Origin of the sequence: Novosphingobium sp. 63-713, assembly GCF_001898925.1 — a bacterium.
GTDB lineage: Bacteria > Pseudomonadota > Alphaproteobacteria > Sphingomonadales > Sphingomonadaceae > Novosphingobium.
In genome coordinates, this window is record NZ_MKVS01000048.1 from 177022 (window position 1) to 193797 (window position 16776).

The window sequence follows — 16776 nt, forward strand, 5'->3', positions numbered from 1 at the left end:
CGACGGGCAAGCGGTTTACCGATGCATCATCGCCCGGATGGCGTCATGCAGCACCGGCGCCACCGCCCGCGATCCGGCATCGGACAGGTGCAGGCGGTCGCGGTAATACATCTGGCCTCCGCGCCCCCCGCTTGCGGCACGCATCGCATAACACAGCCGCGCATCGCACAGAGGCGCCGCCAGATCGACCAGCACCACGCCGGGGAAATCCTTCGCCACGCGGCGCACCTGCGCGGCATAGGCGTCCTGCGCCTGCTCCAGCGCGCCGCCGCGCGGTTCGCCGCAGGGGTGGCGATAGGCGGGGCCATGCAGAGGCCGCAGGTCGGTCAGGCAATCGGGCGGATCAAACCCCATCCGCCGGTTGGGCAGCGTGATGATCACCCCCTTGCCCGCCGCGCTCAACCGCGCCAACGTCCGGCGCAGCGCGCGTTCGAGGCGGGCCTCGGGCGGGGCGGGCGTGGGGTCGGCGCGGTCGGTCATGTCATGGGCCGAACTGCGCCGCAGCAACTGATCGCCATTGGCATAGGAGAGCACCACCACCCGGATCGAGGGGCTGGCCGCTGCATAGTCCAGCGCCTGATTGGTCAGCTTCCAGTTGTTCAGGCGGGTGCGGTCGAAGCTCTCGGTGGTGGTCGTGTCATAGAAGGGCGCCGCCTCGCTGGCCGAGGCGATCAGCACGTTGAGGTCAGGATAGGAAGCCAGGCCCGGAAACAGGCTGAGATTGAGCGAGTCGCCAATCAGCGCCACATCGGGCGCGCCGCCGCGCGCCAGATAGCAGAAGTCATTGCCCGCCACACCCGGCACCAAAGCGCCCCGCCCCGGCATCAGCGCCACACAGGCACGCCCCTGCGCCTCGTCGGCTACCGGAATGGCCCAGCCGATCTGGCGCGTCAGCGGCTCGACCCGTGCGTGGCTGGCTGAAGGGACATGCGCCCATGCCACGACCAGTCCGCCCAAACCCAGCACAGCCATCGCCGCCAGCAGGCCCTTGACCTTGCGCGCGCTGTCTCCGCCATAGCGCAAAGGCGGCTCGATCCAGCGCGCTGTGGCCCAGGCCAGCCCCGTCGCCACCACCACACAGACCAGCATCGCCCGGCCATCCACCCAGCCCGATGTCCGCGCCAGCACCAGCACCGGCCAATGCCACAGATAAAGCGGATAGGAGATTTGCCCCAGCCAGCGCATCGGCAAAAGCGAGAGCAACCGCGCATTGACCAGCGCCCGCGGCCCCGCCGCCAGCAACAGCACCGCCCCACCCACCGGCGCCAGCGCCGCCCAGCCGGGGAAAGGCACCTTACCCTCGGTGATATAGCGGAAACTGCCCAGCAGCAGTGCGAGGCCGATCAGGCTGAACCCATGCGCCATGCGCAGAGGGATCGCCCCGACCCGGTGGCGCTCGACGCATGCCAGCGCGGCCCCGGCCAGCATTTCCCAGAAACGCGCAGTGGGGATGTAAAACGCCGCCGATGTGTCGATCCGCATCAGGAATTGTTCGTGAGCCATGCTGGCCGCAAAGCCCAGCCCCAGCGCCCAGACCACGCCCCGCGCCCCGCGCCATCGCCAGGCCAGCATGATGGCCAGCGGCCAGAGGATGTAGAATTGCTCCTCCACCCCAAGGCTCCAGAGATGAAGCAGAGGTTTGGCGTCGGAGGAGGCGTCGAAATAACCGCTCTCGGCATAGAGGACGAGGTTGGAGGCAAAGACCGCCGCGCCCGCCAGATGCGCGCCCAATTGCTGAAACCGGTCATCGAACAATTGCACCCAACCGATGGCGAAAGTCGCTAGCAAAACGGTGATCAGCGCGGGATAGATCCGCCGCACCCGCCGCCCGTAAAACGCCGCCAGCGAGAAGCGCCCATCGCGCACATCATCGAAAATCGCGCCCGAGATCAGATAGCCCGAGATGACAAAGAAGATGTCCACCCCGACAAAGCCGCCGAAACCCTGCCGCCACCATGCATGAAAGGCGACGACCACGCCCACGCTGATCGCGCGCAGGCCGTCAATATCGGCGCGGTGAAAGGGTTTGGGACGGGATGCCATGCCGCGCGGCCTTGCACTGATCGCGCCGGGGCGGTCAAGCCCGGTAAGGGGTTCAGGCCTCCATCAAACGATAGCCGATGCCCGGTTCGTTGCGGATCAGGCGGGGGTGGGCCGGATCCTCTTCAACCTTCAGCCGCAAGGCGCGGATCGCCACGCGCAAATATTCGACATCGCCCACATGCGCCCGCCCCCAGACCTTTTCCAGCAAGGCGGCATGAGTGAGAATGCGCCCGCCCGCCTCGACCAGCGCCTGAAGCAGGGCGAATTCCTTGGGCGGCAGGGTCAGCGCGCGGCCCTCGATGCTGGCCTCATGACGGGCGGTGTCGATGCGAAAGGGGCCATGGGCAAGCACTTCCTGCGCCGCCGCTGCGCCCGATTGCCGCAGCGCCACGCGCAGCCGGGCCAGCAATTCCTCGCCGTCAAAGGGCTTGGTGATATAGTCGGATGCGCCCAGATCGAGCGCGGCCACCTTCTCGGCCACATCCTCACGCGCGGAAAGGACGATCACCGGCACCCCCGCCCCGCGCAACATCGGGATCAGTTCCAGCCCGTCGCGATCCGGCAGGCCCAGATCGAGGATCGCCGCCGACAGCCCGCCACCGCGCAACGCCGCCAGCGCCGCCGATGCCGTGGCCGCCGTCGCCGCCTCATAGCCCCCGCGCGCCAGCACCGCGCCCAGCAGGCGCAGGATCGCCGGTTCATCATCCACCACCAGAACCCGGTTCATGCCGCCATCCTCAATATGAAACGCGCGCCGCCCAGCGGGCTGTCCTCGATGCTCACCTGCATCCCCATCGCTTCGGCAAATCCGCGCACGATGGCAAGGCCAAGGCCGCTGCCCTTTGCCCGGTCGCCGCCCTCGATCCGGGCGAAGCGTTCGAAAATACGCGTGCGTTCGGCAAGCGGCACGCCCGGCCCGTCATCCTCGACCCAAAGCGCGACCTGTCCGCCCTGCAAAGCCGCGCCCAGCATCACCCGCGATGCCGCATGGCCCAGCGCATTGTCGATCAGATTGATCAGCACATGATGCAGCAGCACCGCATCGGCCCGCACAAAAGGCAGATCAGCCGGGATCGCATGGCCCAGCGAGAGGCCCGCCGGCACCGCCACCGCGCCAAAGGCGGCATCTGCCGCATCGATCAGATCGAGGCTCTCGGCCTGCGGGCTCAGCGAGCCTTCCTCGATCCGCGCCGCCGCGATCAGGTCGCTCATCGTGCGCTCCAGCCTGCGCGCGGCACTCAGCGCCTCGCCCGCCTCGGGGCTGCGCTTGGCCAGCGCCTCAAGCTGCCCGGTGATGACGGTCAGGGGCGTGCGGAAATCATGGGCGAGGCTGGCCAGAAAGGTCCGTCGCAGCCGGTCGCTCTCGGCCAGAGTTTCGCGCGCGCGGCGCTCCTCGTCCAGCGCGATGCGGTCGCAGCCCTGCCCCAGCAGGAGCGCGACCTGCGCCATATGCTCGATCTGGACCATCGGGCGCGTATGGCCATCGGCGGGCCGCGCCAGAGCCATCAGCGCGTGGGCACCCCGGCCCTTGGGCGAGAGCGGTAGAAAGGTCCATTCCGCCGCCGCCATCACGCCGGTGCCATGGCCGGTGGCGTCGCCATTATGCATCGCCCATGCAAAGGCCGCCTGATCGAGCGAGGAAAAGCCGTCCTGCGCCCCGTCGATCCGCACAGGGCCATAGATCCCGGCCACATAGGAGCGCGCCCGCTCCAGCGCCTCAACCGGCGATCCCTTGGCCAGCAGACGCGAGATCTGGGCCAGTTCCTCGCTGATCGCGGCGCGGGCATTGGCCTCTTCCTCGCGCTCGCGCAGGCGAGTGGCAAGGCGGCTGGTGACCAGCGCGACGAGCACCAGCACGAGGACCGACACCGCATGGTCCGGTCCATGGACATGAAAGCTGAAATAGGGCGGCAGCAGGAAGAAATTATACGCCCCCGCCCCGGCCAGCGCCGCCAGCAGCCCTGGCCCCAGCCCTCCGCGCGCCGCGCCCAGCAGCACCGGCAGCAGGAACAGCAGCGCCGCAGACGCCAGCCCCCATTGCGCCAGCATCGCGCTGGAGATCCATGTCACCAGCGCGATGCCCAACAGGGGAACGCCATAGGAAGTCAGCATGCGCCACATGGGCGGTATCTATAGCGATCAAAGCTCGATCTGTGTGCCCAATTCGACCACGCGGTTCGGGGGAATGGCAAAAAAGGCGGTCGGGTCCGACGCGTTGCGGTGCAGGAACTGATAGAGCAGCACCATCGCGCGCGGCATGCAGGGGCGCGAGCCAAAGCGGATCGCGCTGCGGCCCACGAAGAAGGATGTGCCGCCTGTGCCCGCCAGCAGGCCCGGTTCGCGCGCCAGATCGCTGGGCACGTCGATCTTGTCCATATAGCCGTAGCGCAATTTGGCACGCAGAAAGCGTTCGTCGAGCCGCTCCAGACACAGGCGGTTTTCCGGGTCGACATAGGGCGTGGTCTGGGTTTCCACGGTCAGCATGATGTTGGTGCGGTGCAGCGCCTTGTTATGTTTCAGATTATGCAGCAGCGCCGAAGGGGCCACGCTGGCGTCCTGCGTCAGGAACACCGCCGTGCCCTCGACCACCAGCGGCGGGCGGGCCGCCAGCGCCTTGACCAGTTCGTCCAGCGCCACGCCCTGTTCGCTGGCGCGCAGCAGCGCCATCTTGCGCCCGCGCAGCCATGTGGCGATCACGAGGCCAATGACCCCGGCCACCATCAGCGGCACCCAGCCGCCCTCGGCCACGCGCAGCACATTGGCGCCGAAGAAGAAGATGTCGAGCGCAAGGAAGGGCGCGATCAGCAGGGCGCTGCCCAGCGGGTTCCAGCCCCAGAATTTCCACGCGATGATAAAGGCAAGGCAGGTGGTGACGACCATCGTGCCGGTCACGGCAATGCCATAGGCCGCCGCCATCGCGCTGCTGGAGCGAAAGGCGAAGACGAGGCAGATGACGCCCAGCAGCAGCATCCAGTTGACGCCGGGCATATAGATCTGGCCAATCTGGGCCGCCGAGGTCTGGCGAATGACAAGGCGCGGCATCAGGCCCAGCGCGATGGCCTGCTGCGTCAGAGAATAGGCCCCGGTGATGACCGCCTGGCTGGCGATGATCGTTGCCATCGTGGCCAGCACCACCAGCGGCGCGCGCAGCGAATCCGGCGCCATCAGGAAGAACCAGTCGGCATTTTGCAGCAATTGCCCACTGGCCTGCGCCTGCGCCAAAGCCTTGAGCGCCAGCGCCCCCTGCCCCAGATAGTTCAGCGTCAGCGCGGGCCAGACAAAGGTCAGCCAGCCCAGTTGGATCGGCTGCCGCCCGAAATGGCCCATGTCGGCAATCAGCGCCTCGGCCCCGGTTACGGTCAGGAACACCGCGCCCAGCACGAACAGGCCCGCCACGCCATGGCCCAGCATGAAATTGACCGCCCACATCGGATTAAAGGCGGACAAGACATCGGGCGCCTCGACAATATGCCACAGGCCCAGCGCGCCGATCGCCACGAACCAGAACGCGCAGACCGGCCCGAACAGGCCCGCCACGCTGGCCGTGCCGCGCACCTGAAGGGCGAACAGGCCGATCAGGATGGTGAGCGAAAGGCCAAGGATAACCGGCTCGCTCATCGTCTCAAGGCCGGGGACGGTCTTCATCCCCTCGATGGCCGAGAGCACAGAAAGGGCAGGCGTGATGATGGCATCGCCATAAAACAGCGCCGCGCCGGTCGCGCCCAGCAGCAGCACAATCAGCCACTTGCCCCCCGTCGCCCGCCGCGCCAGCGCCATGAGTGACAGCACACCGCCCTCGCCGTGATTGTCCATCCGGCTGAGGAAGATCACATATTTCATCGTCACCACGATGATCAGCGCCCACAGCGCCAGCGCCAGCACGCCAAGGATCTCGCCCCGGTCGATGCCGCCCTGCGCGGTCTGGGCCAGCGCCTCGCGGAAGGCATAGAGCGGGCTGGTGCCGATATCGCCATAGACCACGCCAATCGCGCCCAGCGTGAGCGCGAAAAGTGAGGAAGGGCCGTGATGGCCGGGATTATGGGCGGAATTCTCGCTGGTGGGGGATGCGTTCATCAACATGATGCGTCGGTTCGCCTAGAGTAAGACAAGCCTGACGCATCGGACATTCGCGCATTAAATCGCCATGGGCAAGGCAGGGGGCGAGCGTAAAGTCCGCGTAAAATCGTCCCCTATGGCCGCGCCCCTCCGGCGATCCATGCGCCCAGTTTTGCGCGCTCTTCCAATGTCATATGGGTCATGTTGCCCAAAGGCATGACCTGCGCGTCCACCGCCACCTTTTTGATGCGCGGCGCGGCGGCCGAGGCATGTTCGGCATTGTCCAGCAACACGCCCAAAGGCGGCGCGGCAAAGGCGGGATTGGTGGGATGGGGCGCATGGCATGTCACGCAATGCCGCTCCAGAATGGGCTGGATCTCGGCATAGGTCGCCTCGCCCGTCGGCTTGGCGGCCTTCTTTTCAAGGCTGACATAAGTGATCGTGGCAATGCCGATCAACGCCGCGATGGCCATGGTCGGGCGCGGATCGGCCCCCTTGTGGCGCAGGTTGAACACATGACGGATCGCCACCCCCATCGCCGAAATCATCGCCAGCACCAGCCAGGGCCGATCCGCGCCAAAGGTCATCGGATAATGATGGCTGATCATGATGAACAGCACCGGCAGCGTCATATAATTGTTATGCAGCGACCTTTGCTTGCCCCGTGCGCCCAGCGTCGGGTCCGGCTCGGCTCCCGCGATCAGAGCGTTCACCACTTTGCGCTGGCCCGGAATGATAATCATGAACACATTGGCCGCCATCACCGTGCCGACAATCGCGCCAATGTGCAGATAGGCCCCGCGCGCGCTGAACACGCTGTTGAGGCCGTAAGCCATGGCCACCAGAAACGCGTACCAGATGACGCCGAGCAGCCGATTATTGCGCCCCAACGCCGACCGGCACAGCCCGTCATAGACCAGCCAGCCCAGCACAATCGCGCCGATCCCAATGCCCGCCGCCTGCCAAGGCTCCAACGCCGCCTTGGCCGTGTCGATCAGGAAAGCCCGCGCGCCGACATAATAGACCAGCACCAGCAGCGAGAACCCGCTGACCCAGGTGAAATAGGCCTCCCATTTGAACCAGTGCAATTCGTCCGGCATCTTGGACGGGGCGACCTGATATTTCTGCTTGTGGTAAAATCCCCCGCCATGGACCGACCAGACCTCGCCCGAAGCCTCACCTTCCTTGGGCGGTTTCAGATGGTTGTCCAGCCAGACGAAATAGAAGGACGAGCCGATCCACGCGATGCCGGTGATCAGATGCAGCCAGCGCAGCCCCAGATTGAGCCATTCGGTGATATCCACGGCGCGTCCCCTAGTCTTAGCCTGATGCCTCCATGCGATTGGCCGTGCGTTCGATAAAGCGCAAAATTTCGCTTATCCTGTCGCAAAAATCAGAACGGCTCAGGCCTCCACATCCTCACGCGCCAGAGGATTGGGCACCGCCGGGCCAACCCGGTGCAGCGTATTGCGGTCGGTATGCGCAAACGGCTCCTCCACCCCGCGGATCTGCAGCATCGTTGTCTGCTCATAACTCCACTGGTCCGGACCATCGATGGTGACGGTGATGGCGAAGCTGTCGGTGCGGAAATTCTCTTCCAGAAACACCGCCGAGATGATGCCGTTCTCGGTGCTGCCCCGCTGCGCCGTCAGGGTAAAGCTGGTGGCATCCGCCGCAGCCTCGCCCTTGGCCAGCGCCGCCTGTCCGCGCGGGATGGTCAGCGTGTGGAGGATGCACCCGGTCGCCGGTTCCCACAGCCAGTAGCCGACCTGATCGTGATACATCTCGACCTCGCCCGGCTTGGTGATCGCCGTGTGATAGCGCAGGCCATAGAGCAATTGCGGCCCGTTCATCTGGGGGTCGATGGGCTGGATGGTCATCCGCTCGATATAGACCTGTTCCTCGGCGCCATCCTCGGTGGGCTTCACATCGCGGCCCTTGATGCCTTCCCACACGCCCGCCATCGGCGCCAGCGGGCCCAGATTGGCCAGCGTATCGACATCGGGTTCGGGTTCGGCAAACAGATGGGCGGGAAATTTCGACATGTGTTTTCAGACCCTTTGGCTAAATTTGCGCCCAGCGGCGCAACAGGTTGTGATAGACCTGCATCAAACGGTCAATATCCGCATCATCCTTGCCCCGGCCCGGCGCTAATCCCTGAATCGAGCGGTCAAGGTCATAGAGCATGGTCCGCGCGCCTTCGTCCGGCACCGCGCTCTGCATCCAGAAAAAGCTGGCGATCCGCATCCCGCGCGTCACGGGCGTGACCTTGTGCAGGCTGGAGCTGGGATAAAGCACCATGTCACCCGCGGGCAATTTGACGCTTTGCCCGCCGAATTGGCCCTCGATGGTCAATTCGCCGCCCTCGTAATCCTCCGGATCATTCAGGAACAAGGTGGCCGACAGATCGGTGCGCAGCAGGCGATCCTCCCCCGGCATACGCATCAGCGCGCCATCGACATGCGCGCCGTAATGGCCGCCATCGCGATAGAGGTTGAAACGCGGCGGATGGATCGTCACCGGCAGCGCGGCAGCAAGGAATTGCGGATTTTGCCCCAGCCGGGTCAGGATCACCTGCCCGACCTCCCTGGCCACCGGATCGTCCATCGGCACCTGCAGGTTCTGCTTCACCTGCACCGCCCGCTCGCCCGCCGTGGCCGCACCATCGGCCCATGGCGCGGCCAGCAGACGTTCGCGCAGCGCGGCAATCTCGGCGGGGGCAAAGAGTTTCTCGATCACGATCAGCATATTACACCCCCGTCAGCGCATCCGGTCCGATGGCATCCAGCGTGGCGCATCCCGCCAGCACCATCGCCAGTTCCAGTTCCTCGCGCAGAATTTTCAGCATATGGGCCACGCCCAGAGCGCCCCCCACGGCCAGCCCATGCAATTGCGGCCGCCCCACCATCACCGCATCGGCCCCCAGCGCCAGCGCCCGAAACGCATCCGCCCCGGTCCGCACTGAACCATCAAGCAGGATCGCGCGATCCCGCCCCAGCGCCGCGCGCATCGCGGGCAGCAGCGTCAGAGGCGCCGCCGCCGCCTCCATCGCCCGCCCGCCATGGGTGGAGAGCACCAGCCCATCCCAGCCCAGCGCCATCAACCGCACCGCATCATCGGCCCGCGACAGGCCCTTGGCCAGCAGCGGCAAATCGGTTTGCCCGCGCAACCATGCCATATCTTCCCACCCCGGCGCAGCGGCGGCCAGGCGGGACAGGGCGGGATTGTACCAATCGCCCGGTGCCTCAGGCGCGGGCGCGAAACCGGAGAGATGCACCGCCGCAATGCCCGGCGGCATGACGAAACCAGCGCGCAGGGCCTGCGGGCTGGCGGGCTGAGCGGGCGTGTCTAGTGTCACAACGATCGCCCTTGCCCCCGCCGCCTCGGCCCGGCGGATCAGGCGCAGCGTATCCTCGCGCCGGGGCTGGACATAGAGCTGGAACCACAGCGGACCGGCGGCCACCTGCGCGATGGCCTCGATAGGCTGGCTGGCCATAGTCGAAACGGTCATCACCGTCTCAAGGCAGCCCTGCGCGGTCGCCAACTCGCCTTCGGGATGGATCAGCCCATGATAGCCCAGCGGCGAGAGCAGCACCGGATGCGCCAAATCCAGCCCCAACAGGCGCCGCCTTGTATGACCCCCGCGCAGATCGGCCAGCGGGCGGTTAAGCAGCGCATGGGCGGCAAAGCTGGCCTCCTCACGCCGCCGCGCCGCGCCATCTCCGCTGGCCCCTTCGAGCCATGCCCAGACCGCCGGATCCATCCGCGCCTGCGCAGCGCGCGCATAATCGGCCAGCGTATAGAGATGCGGCGGCAGAGACACCCGGTTTAGGCCGCGATTCCCCAGCTTTCCAGCAGCGGCTCATTCTCCGGCTCACGCCCGCGAAACGCGGTGAAGTTTTCGATCGCCGGGCGCGTGCCTCCACGCGAGAGGACTTCGGCGCGGAAACGTTCGCCCAATTCGGCGCGCGAGGCATCGCCTTCCTCAAACGCGGCATAGGCATCGGCGGAAAGGCGCTCGGCCCAGAGATAGGAATAATAGCCCGCCGCATAGCCACCGGCGAAAATATGGCTGAAGCTGGTGGGGAAGCGGTGCCATTCGGGATAGTCGATAACGGCCACTTCGCTACGCACCTGCGCCAGAATGTCACGGTAATCAGGCGCATTGTCGCCGCCCGCCGCGCGGTGCAGCCGCAGGTCGAACAGCGCAAATTCCGCCTGTCGCACCAAGCCCATCGCGCCAAGGAACTTGCGCGCGCCCAACATCCGGTCGATCATCGCATCGGGCAAGGCCTCGCCGCTTTCCTCATGCGCGCTGGCGGCCTTCAGCGTGGCCGGTTCCCATGCAAAGTTCTCAAGGAACTGGCTGGGCAATTCGACCGCATCCCATTCCACACCGGCAATCCCGCCCACGCTGGGCAGATCGACCTCGCCCAGCAGGTGATGCAGGCAGTGGCCCATTTCGTGGAACAGCGTCACCATATCATTATGCGTGATAAAGGCGGGTGCATCGCCCACCGGCGGCGCAAAATTCGTGACCAGATAGGCGACCGGGGTGATGCCATGTTGACGCGGACGGGCCGAATCCATCCATGCCCCGCCGCGCTTGCCCTCGCGCGCAAAGAAATCGGCATAGAGCGAGGCGACCTCATGCCCATCGCGGTGCAGGGTGAAATAGCGCACATCGTCATGCCAGACCGGCACGCCCTGCGCGGCGCGGAATTCAACGCCGAAGAGTTCGCGCACCAGTGCGAACAAAGCCTCCATCACGCGGGGCAGCGGCAGATAGCGGCGGATTTCCGACGTATCGAGATCGTGCAGCTTGCGCCGCATCCGTTCACTGGCAAAGCCGACATCCCAAGGGCGCAGGTCGGCTATGTTCAATTCGTCCCGCGCAAATTCGGCCAAAGAGGCCAGATCGCGCGCTGCCTGAGGCCGCGCCGCGCCGCCAAGGCTGGAGAGGAACGCATCCACGTCGGCCCCGTCGCGCGCCATTTTCGCGGCCAGCGACACCGCCACCGGATCCTCAAACCCCAGCGCCAGCGCTGCCTTGCCCCGGCGCGACAGGATTTCGGCGATGCGCGGGCCATTGTCGAACTGGCCCGCATTCGGCCCCTGATCCGAGGCGCGGGTGTTCCATGCGCGATAGGCTTCCTCGCGCAGCGCCCGGTCCTCGGCATGAGACAGCACCGCCATCACGCTGGGCGCGTGGAGCGTGATCAGCCAGCCTTCTTTGCCCGCGCGCTGGGCCGCCGCGCGCATGCCCGCCCGGTCGGCCTCGGGGACCCCGGCAAGGCGCGCCTCGTCGGTGATTTCCAGCGTCCACGCTTCGGTCGCGTCCAGCACAGCATTGGAAAATTCGGTCGACAGGCGGCCCATTTCGATGCGGTTTTCGGCAAAATCCTTCGCCGCCAGCCCTTCCAATGCCACGCCCGACAGTTCGAAATCCTGCAAGGCCAGCTTCAAAGCGCGGCGCTCATCTTCGGGCAGTGCCTGCGGATCAATCGCCTTCAACGCCTGATACAGCGCCTTGTCCTGACCCACGGCGCTGAAATGCGCGTCGATCAGGGACTGGGCCTGTCCATGGGCCTCGCGCAGTTCCACCGTGGTGGCCACCATCACCAGATGGCTGACCACGCCCCACACGCGCGAGATGGCAACGTCCGCCGCATCCTTGTCGGCCAACAGCGCCGGATCGCCCGGCCGCGCGGCCAAAGCCTTCATCGCCTCGGCATGGGCGGCAATCGCGGCCTCAACCGCAGGCACGACATGTTCGGGCCGGATCGCGGCAAAATCGGGCAGATCAGTGGCGGCCAGCAGCGGATTGTTCGACATAGGATCCTGCAAATGAGAATTGTTGGCAGATAACTTAGGAAGCGTAACGCCCGCTGGCAAGGAAGGCGGCCATGCGCTCTTCCTCCGCTTCGTCCAAAAGCCCCTGCGCGGTCAGCCATTCTTCATTGTAATAGGTCGAGCCATAGCGCTCGCCGCTGTCGCACAGGATCGAGACAATCGAGCCTTTCTCGCCCGCATCGGCCATTTGCGTGGCAATGCGCGCAATCGCCACCAGATTGGTGCCGGTCGACCCGCCCACGCGCCGCCCCAGATAGCGCGAGAGCACCCGCGCGGCGGCGATGGAGGCGCGATCCTCGACCACTTCCATCCGGTCGATCACGCTGCGGATAAAGCTGGGCTCGACGCGGGGGCGGCCGATGCCTTCGATCCGGCTGGTGGGGCCATCGGCGGTGATGACGGCTGCGTCATGCCAGTTGCGGTGAAACACCGAGGCCGCCGGATCGGCCACGCAGACCTGTGTGGCATGGCGGTTGTAATGGACATAGCGGCCGATGGTGGCCGAGGTGCCCCCCGTGCCCGCGCCGGTCACGATCCATGCCGGGATCGGGTGGGGTTCGCGGGCCATCTGGCTGAAAATGCTGTCGGCAATGTTGTTGTTGCCGCGCCAGTCGGTGGCGCGCTCAGCATAGGTAAACTGGTCCATGTAATGCCCGTTCAATTCCGCAGCCAGACGCGACGCCTCGCCGTAAACCGCGCCCGCGCCGTCAACCTTGTGGCATTGGCCGCCCAGTGCCTCGATGGCCGCGATCTTTTCGGGCGCCGTGCTGCGCGGCACCACCGCGATGAAGGGCAGGCCCAGCATCCGCGCGAAATAGGCCTCGGACACGGCGGTCGAGCCGGAGGAGGCCTCGACAATCGTCATCCCCTGCGCGATCCAGCCGTTGCACAGGGCATAAAGAAACAGCGAGCGCGCGAGGCGATGCTTCAGGCTGCCGGTAGGGTGGCTCGATTCATCCTTCAGATAAATCGCGATATGCGGCAGGGCGGGCAGCGGCACCGGGATCAGATGGGTATCGGCGCTGCGGGTATAATCCGCATCGATGCGCCCGATGGCCCAGCTGACCCAGTTGGGACAGGGTTTTTGGCTCATCACCCTTCCCTATCCCGTGACGCGCCCGCGTCAACCGGGCCGGGCCTTATTTCACCGGGGTGAGACGAATTGCCCCGCCCCCGCCCGGCGCCAGCCACAGTTTGATGGTGTCGCCCTTGGCCACTTTGCGCGTTTCATAGGCGATCCTGTGCCGCGCCTCAGTCAGATAGGTCGCGCCCTCGCCGTCCTTATAGATGGTGGCGGTATAGGTCTTGCCGGGATCGAGGAAATCAAGCTTCAGATCCACATCGCGCGCTGTGGCGTCATTGACCCCGCCGACATACCAGTCGGGGCTGTTGCGATCCTGACGGGCGAAAATCGCATATTCGCCCACCGCGCCCGCGATCAGATGGCTCTGCGCCCAATCGGCGGGCACCTGGCGGATGAAGGCCAGTTCGCGCGGGTGTGCCTCAAGGCTCTCGATAAAATCGGCCGCCATCTGGATCGGGGAATAGAGCGCAAGATAAAGGCCCAATTGCTTGGCCAGCGTCGAGGCCAGAGGCGCATGGTTGGCGCCCTCAAGGCTGAGGATACCGGGGGTGAAATCCATCGGGCCGGACAGCATACGGGTGTAAACCAGAGTCGGCTCATGGTTCGGCCCATTGGCGAAGGCGCCCCATGCGTTATATTCCATGCCGCGCGCGCCTTCCCGCGCGATCCAGTTGGGATAGGTGCGCCGCAGGCCGGTGTCCTTCACCGGCTCATGCGCATTGACGGCAATGTGATACTTCGCCGCCACCTGCACCACGCGCAGGTGATGCTGCACCTGACGCTGGCCATCGTGATATTCCATGCAGATCTTGGCCGGATCATTCCCGCAGGGCGCCTGAATGCCGCCCGCATCCGCCACATAGCCGGTCTTGACCGCCGGCACGCCGAGGCGGTTATACAGCTTCATCGCATCCTCAAGCTGGGCCTCGTAATTGGCGATATTGCCGCCCGTTTCGTGATGGCCGATGATGTTGACGCCCTTCTTGTGGCCATAGGCGGTGACAGCCTCCAGATCGAAACCATCGGCCGGTTTGGTAAAGCTGAAATCGCCCCCCGTGCCCAGCCAGTTACCGTTCCAGCCCTTGTCCCAGCCCTCGATCAGCACGCTGGAAAAGCCGTTCTTGGCGGCAAAGTCGATGTACTGCTTGGCCCGCTCGGTGGTGGCGCCATGCTTTGGCCCTTCGGCCCATGTCCAGTCGCCCCGGATCATGCCCCACCAGATGCCGATATATTTTTGCGGCTTGAACCAGCTTACATCGCCGATCTTGTTCGGTTCGTTGAGGTTCAGTTCAAGGTCGTTTTCCACCAGCCCTGCTGCATCATCGGCCATGCGGATCGCGCGCCAAGGCGTGTTGAAGGGCAGATCGCGCACAACCCGCGCGCCCTGCCCCGAAGGCGCAAGGGTGGTGCGGAACTTCTGCCCATCGGCCCGCTTGAACCACATGGCCGAATAATCGACCAGCGCAGCCTCGTGGAACGACAGATGCGTGCCATCCTCAAGGCGCATGGTGATGGGCGTATGCGCGGTGGAGACGGCATCGATCGGGGTCTTTTGATAGACCTGTTCATAGCGGTTCCATTCGCCGCCGGGGATCCACCATGCGGTGCCGCGCGGAGCGATGTCGAATTCGGTGACCTCGTCGGCGATGCGCATCGTGGTCATCGCGGCCTGTTTGGGGATTTCATAGCGAAAGCCCACGCCATTGTCGAAAATGCGGAAATGGACATCCATCAACCGCTCGCCCTGCTCCTTGGACTGGCGCAGGTGGACGGTGATCTCGTTATAATGGTCGCGGACATAGCGGCGCTCGCCCCAGGGCTGCTCCCACGTGTCATCGCCCTTGGCCGTATCGGCGCCAGTGATGTCCCATCCGCGCACCATGTTGACGCCATCGGTCAGGATAAAGCCCATCAGCGAGGGCGCGATCAGCGCCTTGCCCTTGCGGGTGATGCTGTAGCGGGCGCGGTGATCGCTGTCGGTGGTGATGGCAATGGCGATGGTGCCATCGGGCGATGTGGCCGAATAGCTGGCGGGCGCGGTCTGGGCATAAGCTGAGGTTGCCGTCAGCAAAAGGGCGGCAAGGGGGGCAAGCGAGCGGGCCATGTTGGTCTCTCTCCGGGGGAAGAAGGGGGTTAAGCAGACAGGATAAAATGCGCGGCATAAGGCGGTAATTGCCCGCCATCCGCGCCGTTCAATGCCAGCAGGATCTGCCCCTCCGGCGCGGCATGCGCGATGGTTTCGCCGCCAAGGTTAAAGGTGCAGGCCACCGCCTCGCCCCCCTCGCGCCGGGTGAAGGTGAGCAGATCGCCTTCCACGCGCAGATCCTCCATCGCCCCCACCGCCAGCGCCCGATGCGCGCGGCGCAGGGCGATAATTTGGCGGGTGATGGCCAATTGACTTTGCGGGTCGGCCTCCTGCCGGTCCACCGCGCGGGCGATGTTTTCCGGCGAGAGCGGCAGCCAGGGCGCGCCCTTGGTGAACCCGCCCTGTTCGTCCTGCACCTGCCACGGCATCGGTGTGCGCACGCCGTCGCGGCTCAGCGTCAGCGGCCAGTTGGCGATGGCTTCGGGGTCCTGAAGCAGGTGGAACGGGATATCATCCTGCGTCAGGCCCAGCTCCTGCCCCTGATACAGAAACGCATTGCCGCGCAGCGCCATCAGCAGCGCCATGGTCATCCGCGCATAGGCATCACGATGCTCCGCCCCGACCCAGCGCGAGACATGGCGCGGCGCATCGTGGTTTTCAAAGGCCCAGCTTGGCCAACCCTGCGCGCGGCCATCGGCATCCGGCGCGCCATCCCACAGCGCCTGCGTGCGCGCCACCAGATCGGCGGTCAGGCGCTCGGCATAGAGGAAGTCGAAGCTGTAGGCGCTCGAAAGCCGCCCCTCGCCCGCCGTATAGGCCTTCATCAGCGGATCGGCATCATCCCCACCGATTTCGGCCACGGTAAAGGTCGCGCCTGCCGCCTGACAGACCGCCGCGATGCGTTCGACAAAGCCGACCACATCGGGGTGGTTCATGCTGTTGACCTTGGCCTGAAAATCATAAGGCCGGGTGCGTGGCTTGCCATTGTCGGCCGCCACCGGATTATCGGCAAAGCCCGGATCGAACATCGCATGGTTGAGCGCATCGAGCCGGAACCCATCCACCCCGCGATCCAGCCAGAAACGCAGCACATCAAGGCAGGCCTCCTGCACCGCCGGATTATGGCCGTTCAATTGCGGCTGCTCTTTCAGGAACTGGTGCATGTAATATTGCTGGCGGCGCGCATCCCACGTCCAGGCCGGGCCGCCGAACACCGACTGCCAGTTGTTGGGCGGCGTCCCATCGGGGTTCGCATCGCGCCAGACATACCAGTCGGCGTGAGCGTTGGTCTTGTCCGCCCGGCTTTGCGCGAACCATGGATGGGCGTCGCTGGTATGGGCGAAGACCATGTCGATCATCACCTTCAGGCCCGATCCATGCGCGCGCGCCACCAAGGCGTCGAAATCGCTCAACGTGCCAAAGATCGGATCGACATCGCGGTAATCGGCCACATCATAGCCGAAATCAGCCATCGGGCTAGTGAAGAACGGGCTGATCCAGATGGCATCCACGCCCAGCGAGGCGATATGATCGAGATGCGCGGTGATGCCCGGAAGATCGCCAATGCCGTCGCCATTGCTGTCGGCAAAGCTGCGCGGATAGATCTGATAGATGGTGGCGCCGCGCCACCATGGGCCTTGCGAAAGGGTCATTA

General features: G+C 65.3%; 12 protein-coding genes. All 12 read right to left on the reverse strand.

The window, feature by feature from the left end; genetic code table 11:
- Positions 1-15 precede the first annotated feature (15 nt).
- The 12 genes from BGP00_RS23190 to BGP00_RS23245 all read right to left on the reverse strand — a co-directional run bounded on the left by BGP00_RS23190 (position 16) and on the right by BGP00_RS23245 (position 16774).
- Positions 16-2043 (reverse strand): acyltransferase family protein, encoded by a 2028-nt coding sequence (locus BGP00_RS23190; RefSeq protein WP_292691879.1) that lies wholly within the window; start codon positions 2041-2043, stop codon positions 16-18.
- A gap of 52 nt (positions 2044-2095) precedes the next feature.
- A complete protein-coding gene (locus tag BGP00_RS23195) occupies positions 2096-2770 on the reverse strand; it encodes a response regulator transcription factor (protein ID WP_292691881.1) in 675 nt (224 codons plus the stop codon).
- Positions 2767-4164, reverse strand: a complete 1398-nt coding sequence (locus tag BGP00_RS23200; RefSeq protein WP_292691883.1) for a DUF4118 domain-containing protein — start codon at positions 4162-4164, stop codon at positions 2767-2769. Before BGP00_RS23200 ends, BGP00_RS23195 begins: the two co-directional genes overlap by 4 nt.
- A gap of 18 nt (positions 4165-4182) precedes the next feature.
- Entirely contained in the window at positions 4183-6123 is a 1941-nt protein-coding gene (locus BGP00_RS23205) for a potassium transporter Kup (protein ID WP_292691886.1), read from the reverse strand.
- A gap of 110 nt (positions 6124-6233) precedes the next feature.
- The gene (locus tag BGP00_RS23210; RefSeq protein WP_292691888.1) at positions 6234-7403 is read right to left on the reverse strand and encodes a urate hydroxylase PuuD; all 1170 of its coding nucleotides are present in this window, start codon (positions 7401-7403) and stop codon (positions 6234-6236) included.
- A 99-nt stretch (positions 7404-7502) separates the two neighbouring features.
- Positions 7503-8144: a heme-binding beta-barrel domain-containing protein gene (locus BGP00_RS23215; RefSeq protein WP_292691890.1), complete on the reverse strand. Its 642-nt coding sequence runs from the start codon at positions 8142-8144 to the stop codon at positions 7503-7505.
- Between the two features lie 19 nt (positions 8145-8163).
- Positions 8164-8847: a Fe2+-dependent dioxygenase gene (locus tag BGP00_RS23220; RefSeq protein WP_292691892.1), complete on the reverse strand. Its 684-nt coding sequence runs from the start codon at positions 8845-8847 to the stop codon at positions 8164-8166.
- Position 8848: 1 nt separating this feature from the next.
- The gene (locus tag BGP00_RS23225) at positions 8849-9922 is read right to left on the reverse strand and encodes an alpha-hydroxy acid oxidase (RefSeq protein WP_292691894.1); all 1074 of its coding nucleotides are present in this window, start codon (positions 9920-9922) and stop codon (positions 8849-8851) included.
- Between the two features lie 5 nt (positions 9923-9927).
- Positions 9928-11934: a M3 family metallopeptidase gene (locus BGP00_RS23230; RefSeq protein ID WP_292691896.1), complete on the reverse strand. Its 2007-nt coding sequence runs from the start codon at positions 11932-11934 to the stop codon at positions 9928-9930.
- A 34-nt stretch (positions 11935-11968) separates the two neighbouring features.
- On the reverse strand, positions 11969-13045 hold the full coding sequence (locus BGP00_RS23235) for a PLP-dependent cysteine synthase family protein (protein WP_292691898.1): 1077 nt from the start codon (positions 13043-13045) through the stop codon (positions 11969-11971).
- 46 nt (positions 13046-13091) lie between these two features.
- Positions 13092-15140: a glycoside hydrolase family 97 protein gene (locus tag BGP00_RS23240; protein WP_292691900.1), complete on the reverse strand. Its 2049-nt coding sequence runs from the start codon at positions 15138-15140 to the stop codon at positions 13092-13094.
- A gap of 29 nt (positions 15141-15169) precedes the next feature.
- The gene (locus BGP00_RS23245) at positions 15170-16774 is read right to left on the reverse strand and encodes an alpha-amylase family glycosyl hydrolase (RefSeq protein WP_292691902.1); all 1605 of its coding nucleotides are present in this window, start codon (positions 16772-16774) and stop codon (positions 15170-15172) included.
- Positions 16775-16776 lie beyond the last annotated feature (2 nt).

Bases quoted from the DNA above. Each gene is read 5' to 3' on its own strand.
- BGP00_RS23215 (WP_292691890.1), bottom strand. From the start codon at position 8,144: ATGTCGAAATTTCCCGCCCATCTGTTTGCCGAACCCGAACCCGATGTC.
- BGP00_RS23190 (WP_292691879.1), bottom strand. From the start codon at position 2,043: ATGGCATCCCGTCCCAAACCCTTTCACCGCGCCGATATTGACGGCCTG.
- BGP00_RS23240 (WP_292691900.1), bottom strand. From the start codon at position 15,140: ATGGCCCGCTCGCTTGCCCCCCTTGCCGCCCTTTTGCTGACGGCAACC.
- BGP00_RS23200 (WP_292691883.1), bottom strand. From the start codon at position 4,164: ATGTGGCGCATGCTGACTTCCTATGGCGTTCCCCTGTTGGGCATCGCG.
- BGP00_RS23245 (WP_292691902.1), bottom strand. From the start codon at position 16,774: ATGACCCTTTCGCAAGGCCCATGGTGGCGCGGCGCCACCATCTATCAG.
- BGP00_RS23205 (WP_292691886.1), bottom strand. From the start codon at position 6,123: ATGTTGATGAACGCATCCCCCACCAGCGAGAATTCCGCCCATAATCCC.
- BGP00_RS23235 (WP_292691898.1), bottom strand. From the start codon at position 13,045: ATGAGCCAAAAACCCTGTCCCAACTGGGTCAGCTGGGCCATCGGGCGC.
- BGP00_RS23220 (WP_292691892.1), bottom strand. From the start codon at position 8,847: ATGCTGATCGTGATCGAGAAACTCTTTGCCCCCGCCGAGATTGCCGCG.
- BGP00_RS23230 (WP_292691896.1), bottom strand. From the start codon at position 11,934: ATGTCGAACAATCCGCTGCTGGCCGCCACTGATCTGCCCGATTTTGCC.
- BGP00_RS23195 (WP_292691881.1), bottom strand. From the start codon at position 2,770: ATGAACCGGGTTCTGGTGGTGGATGATGAACCGGCGATCCTGCGCCTG.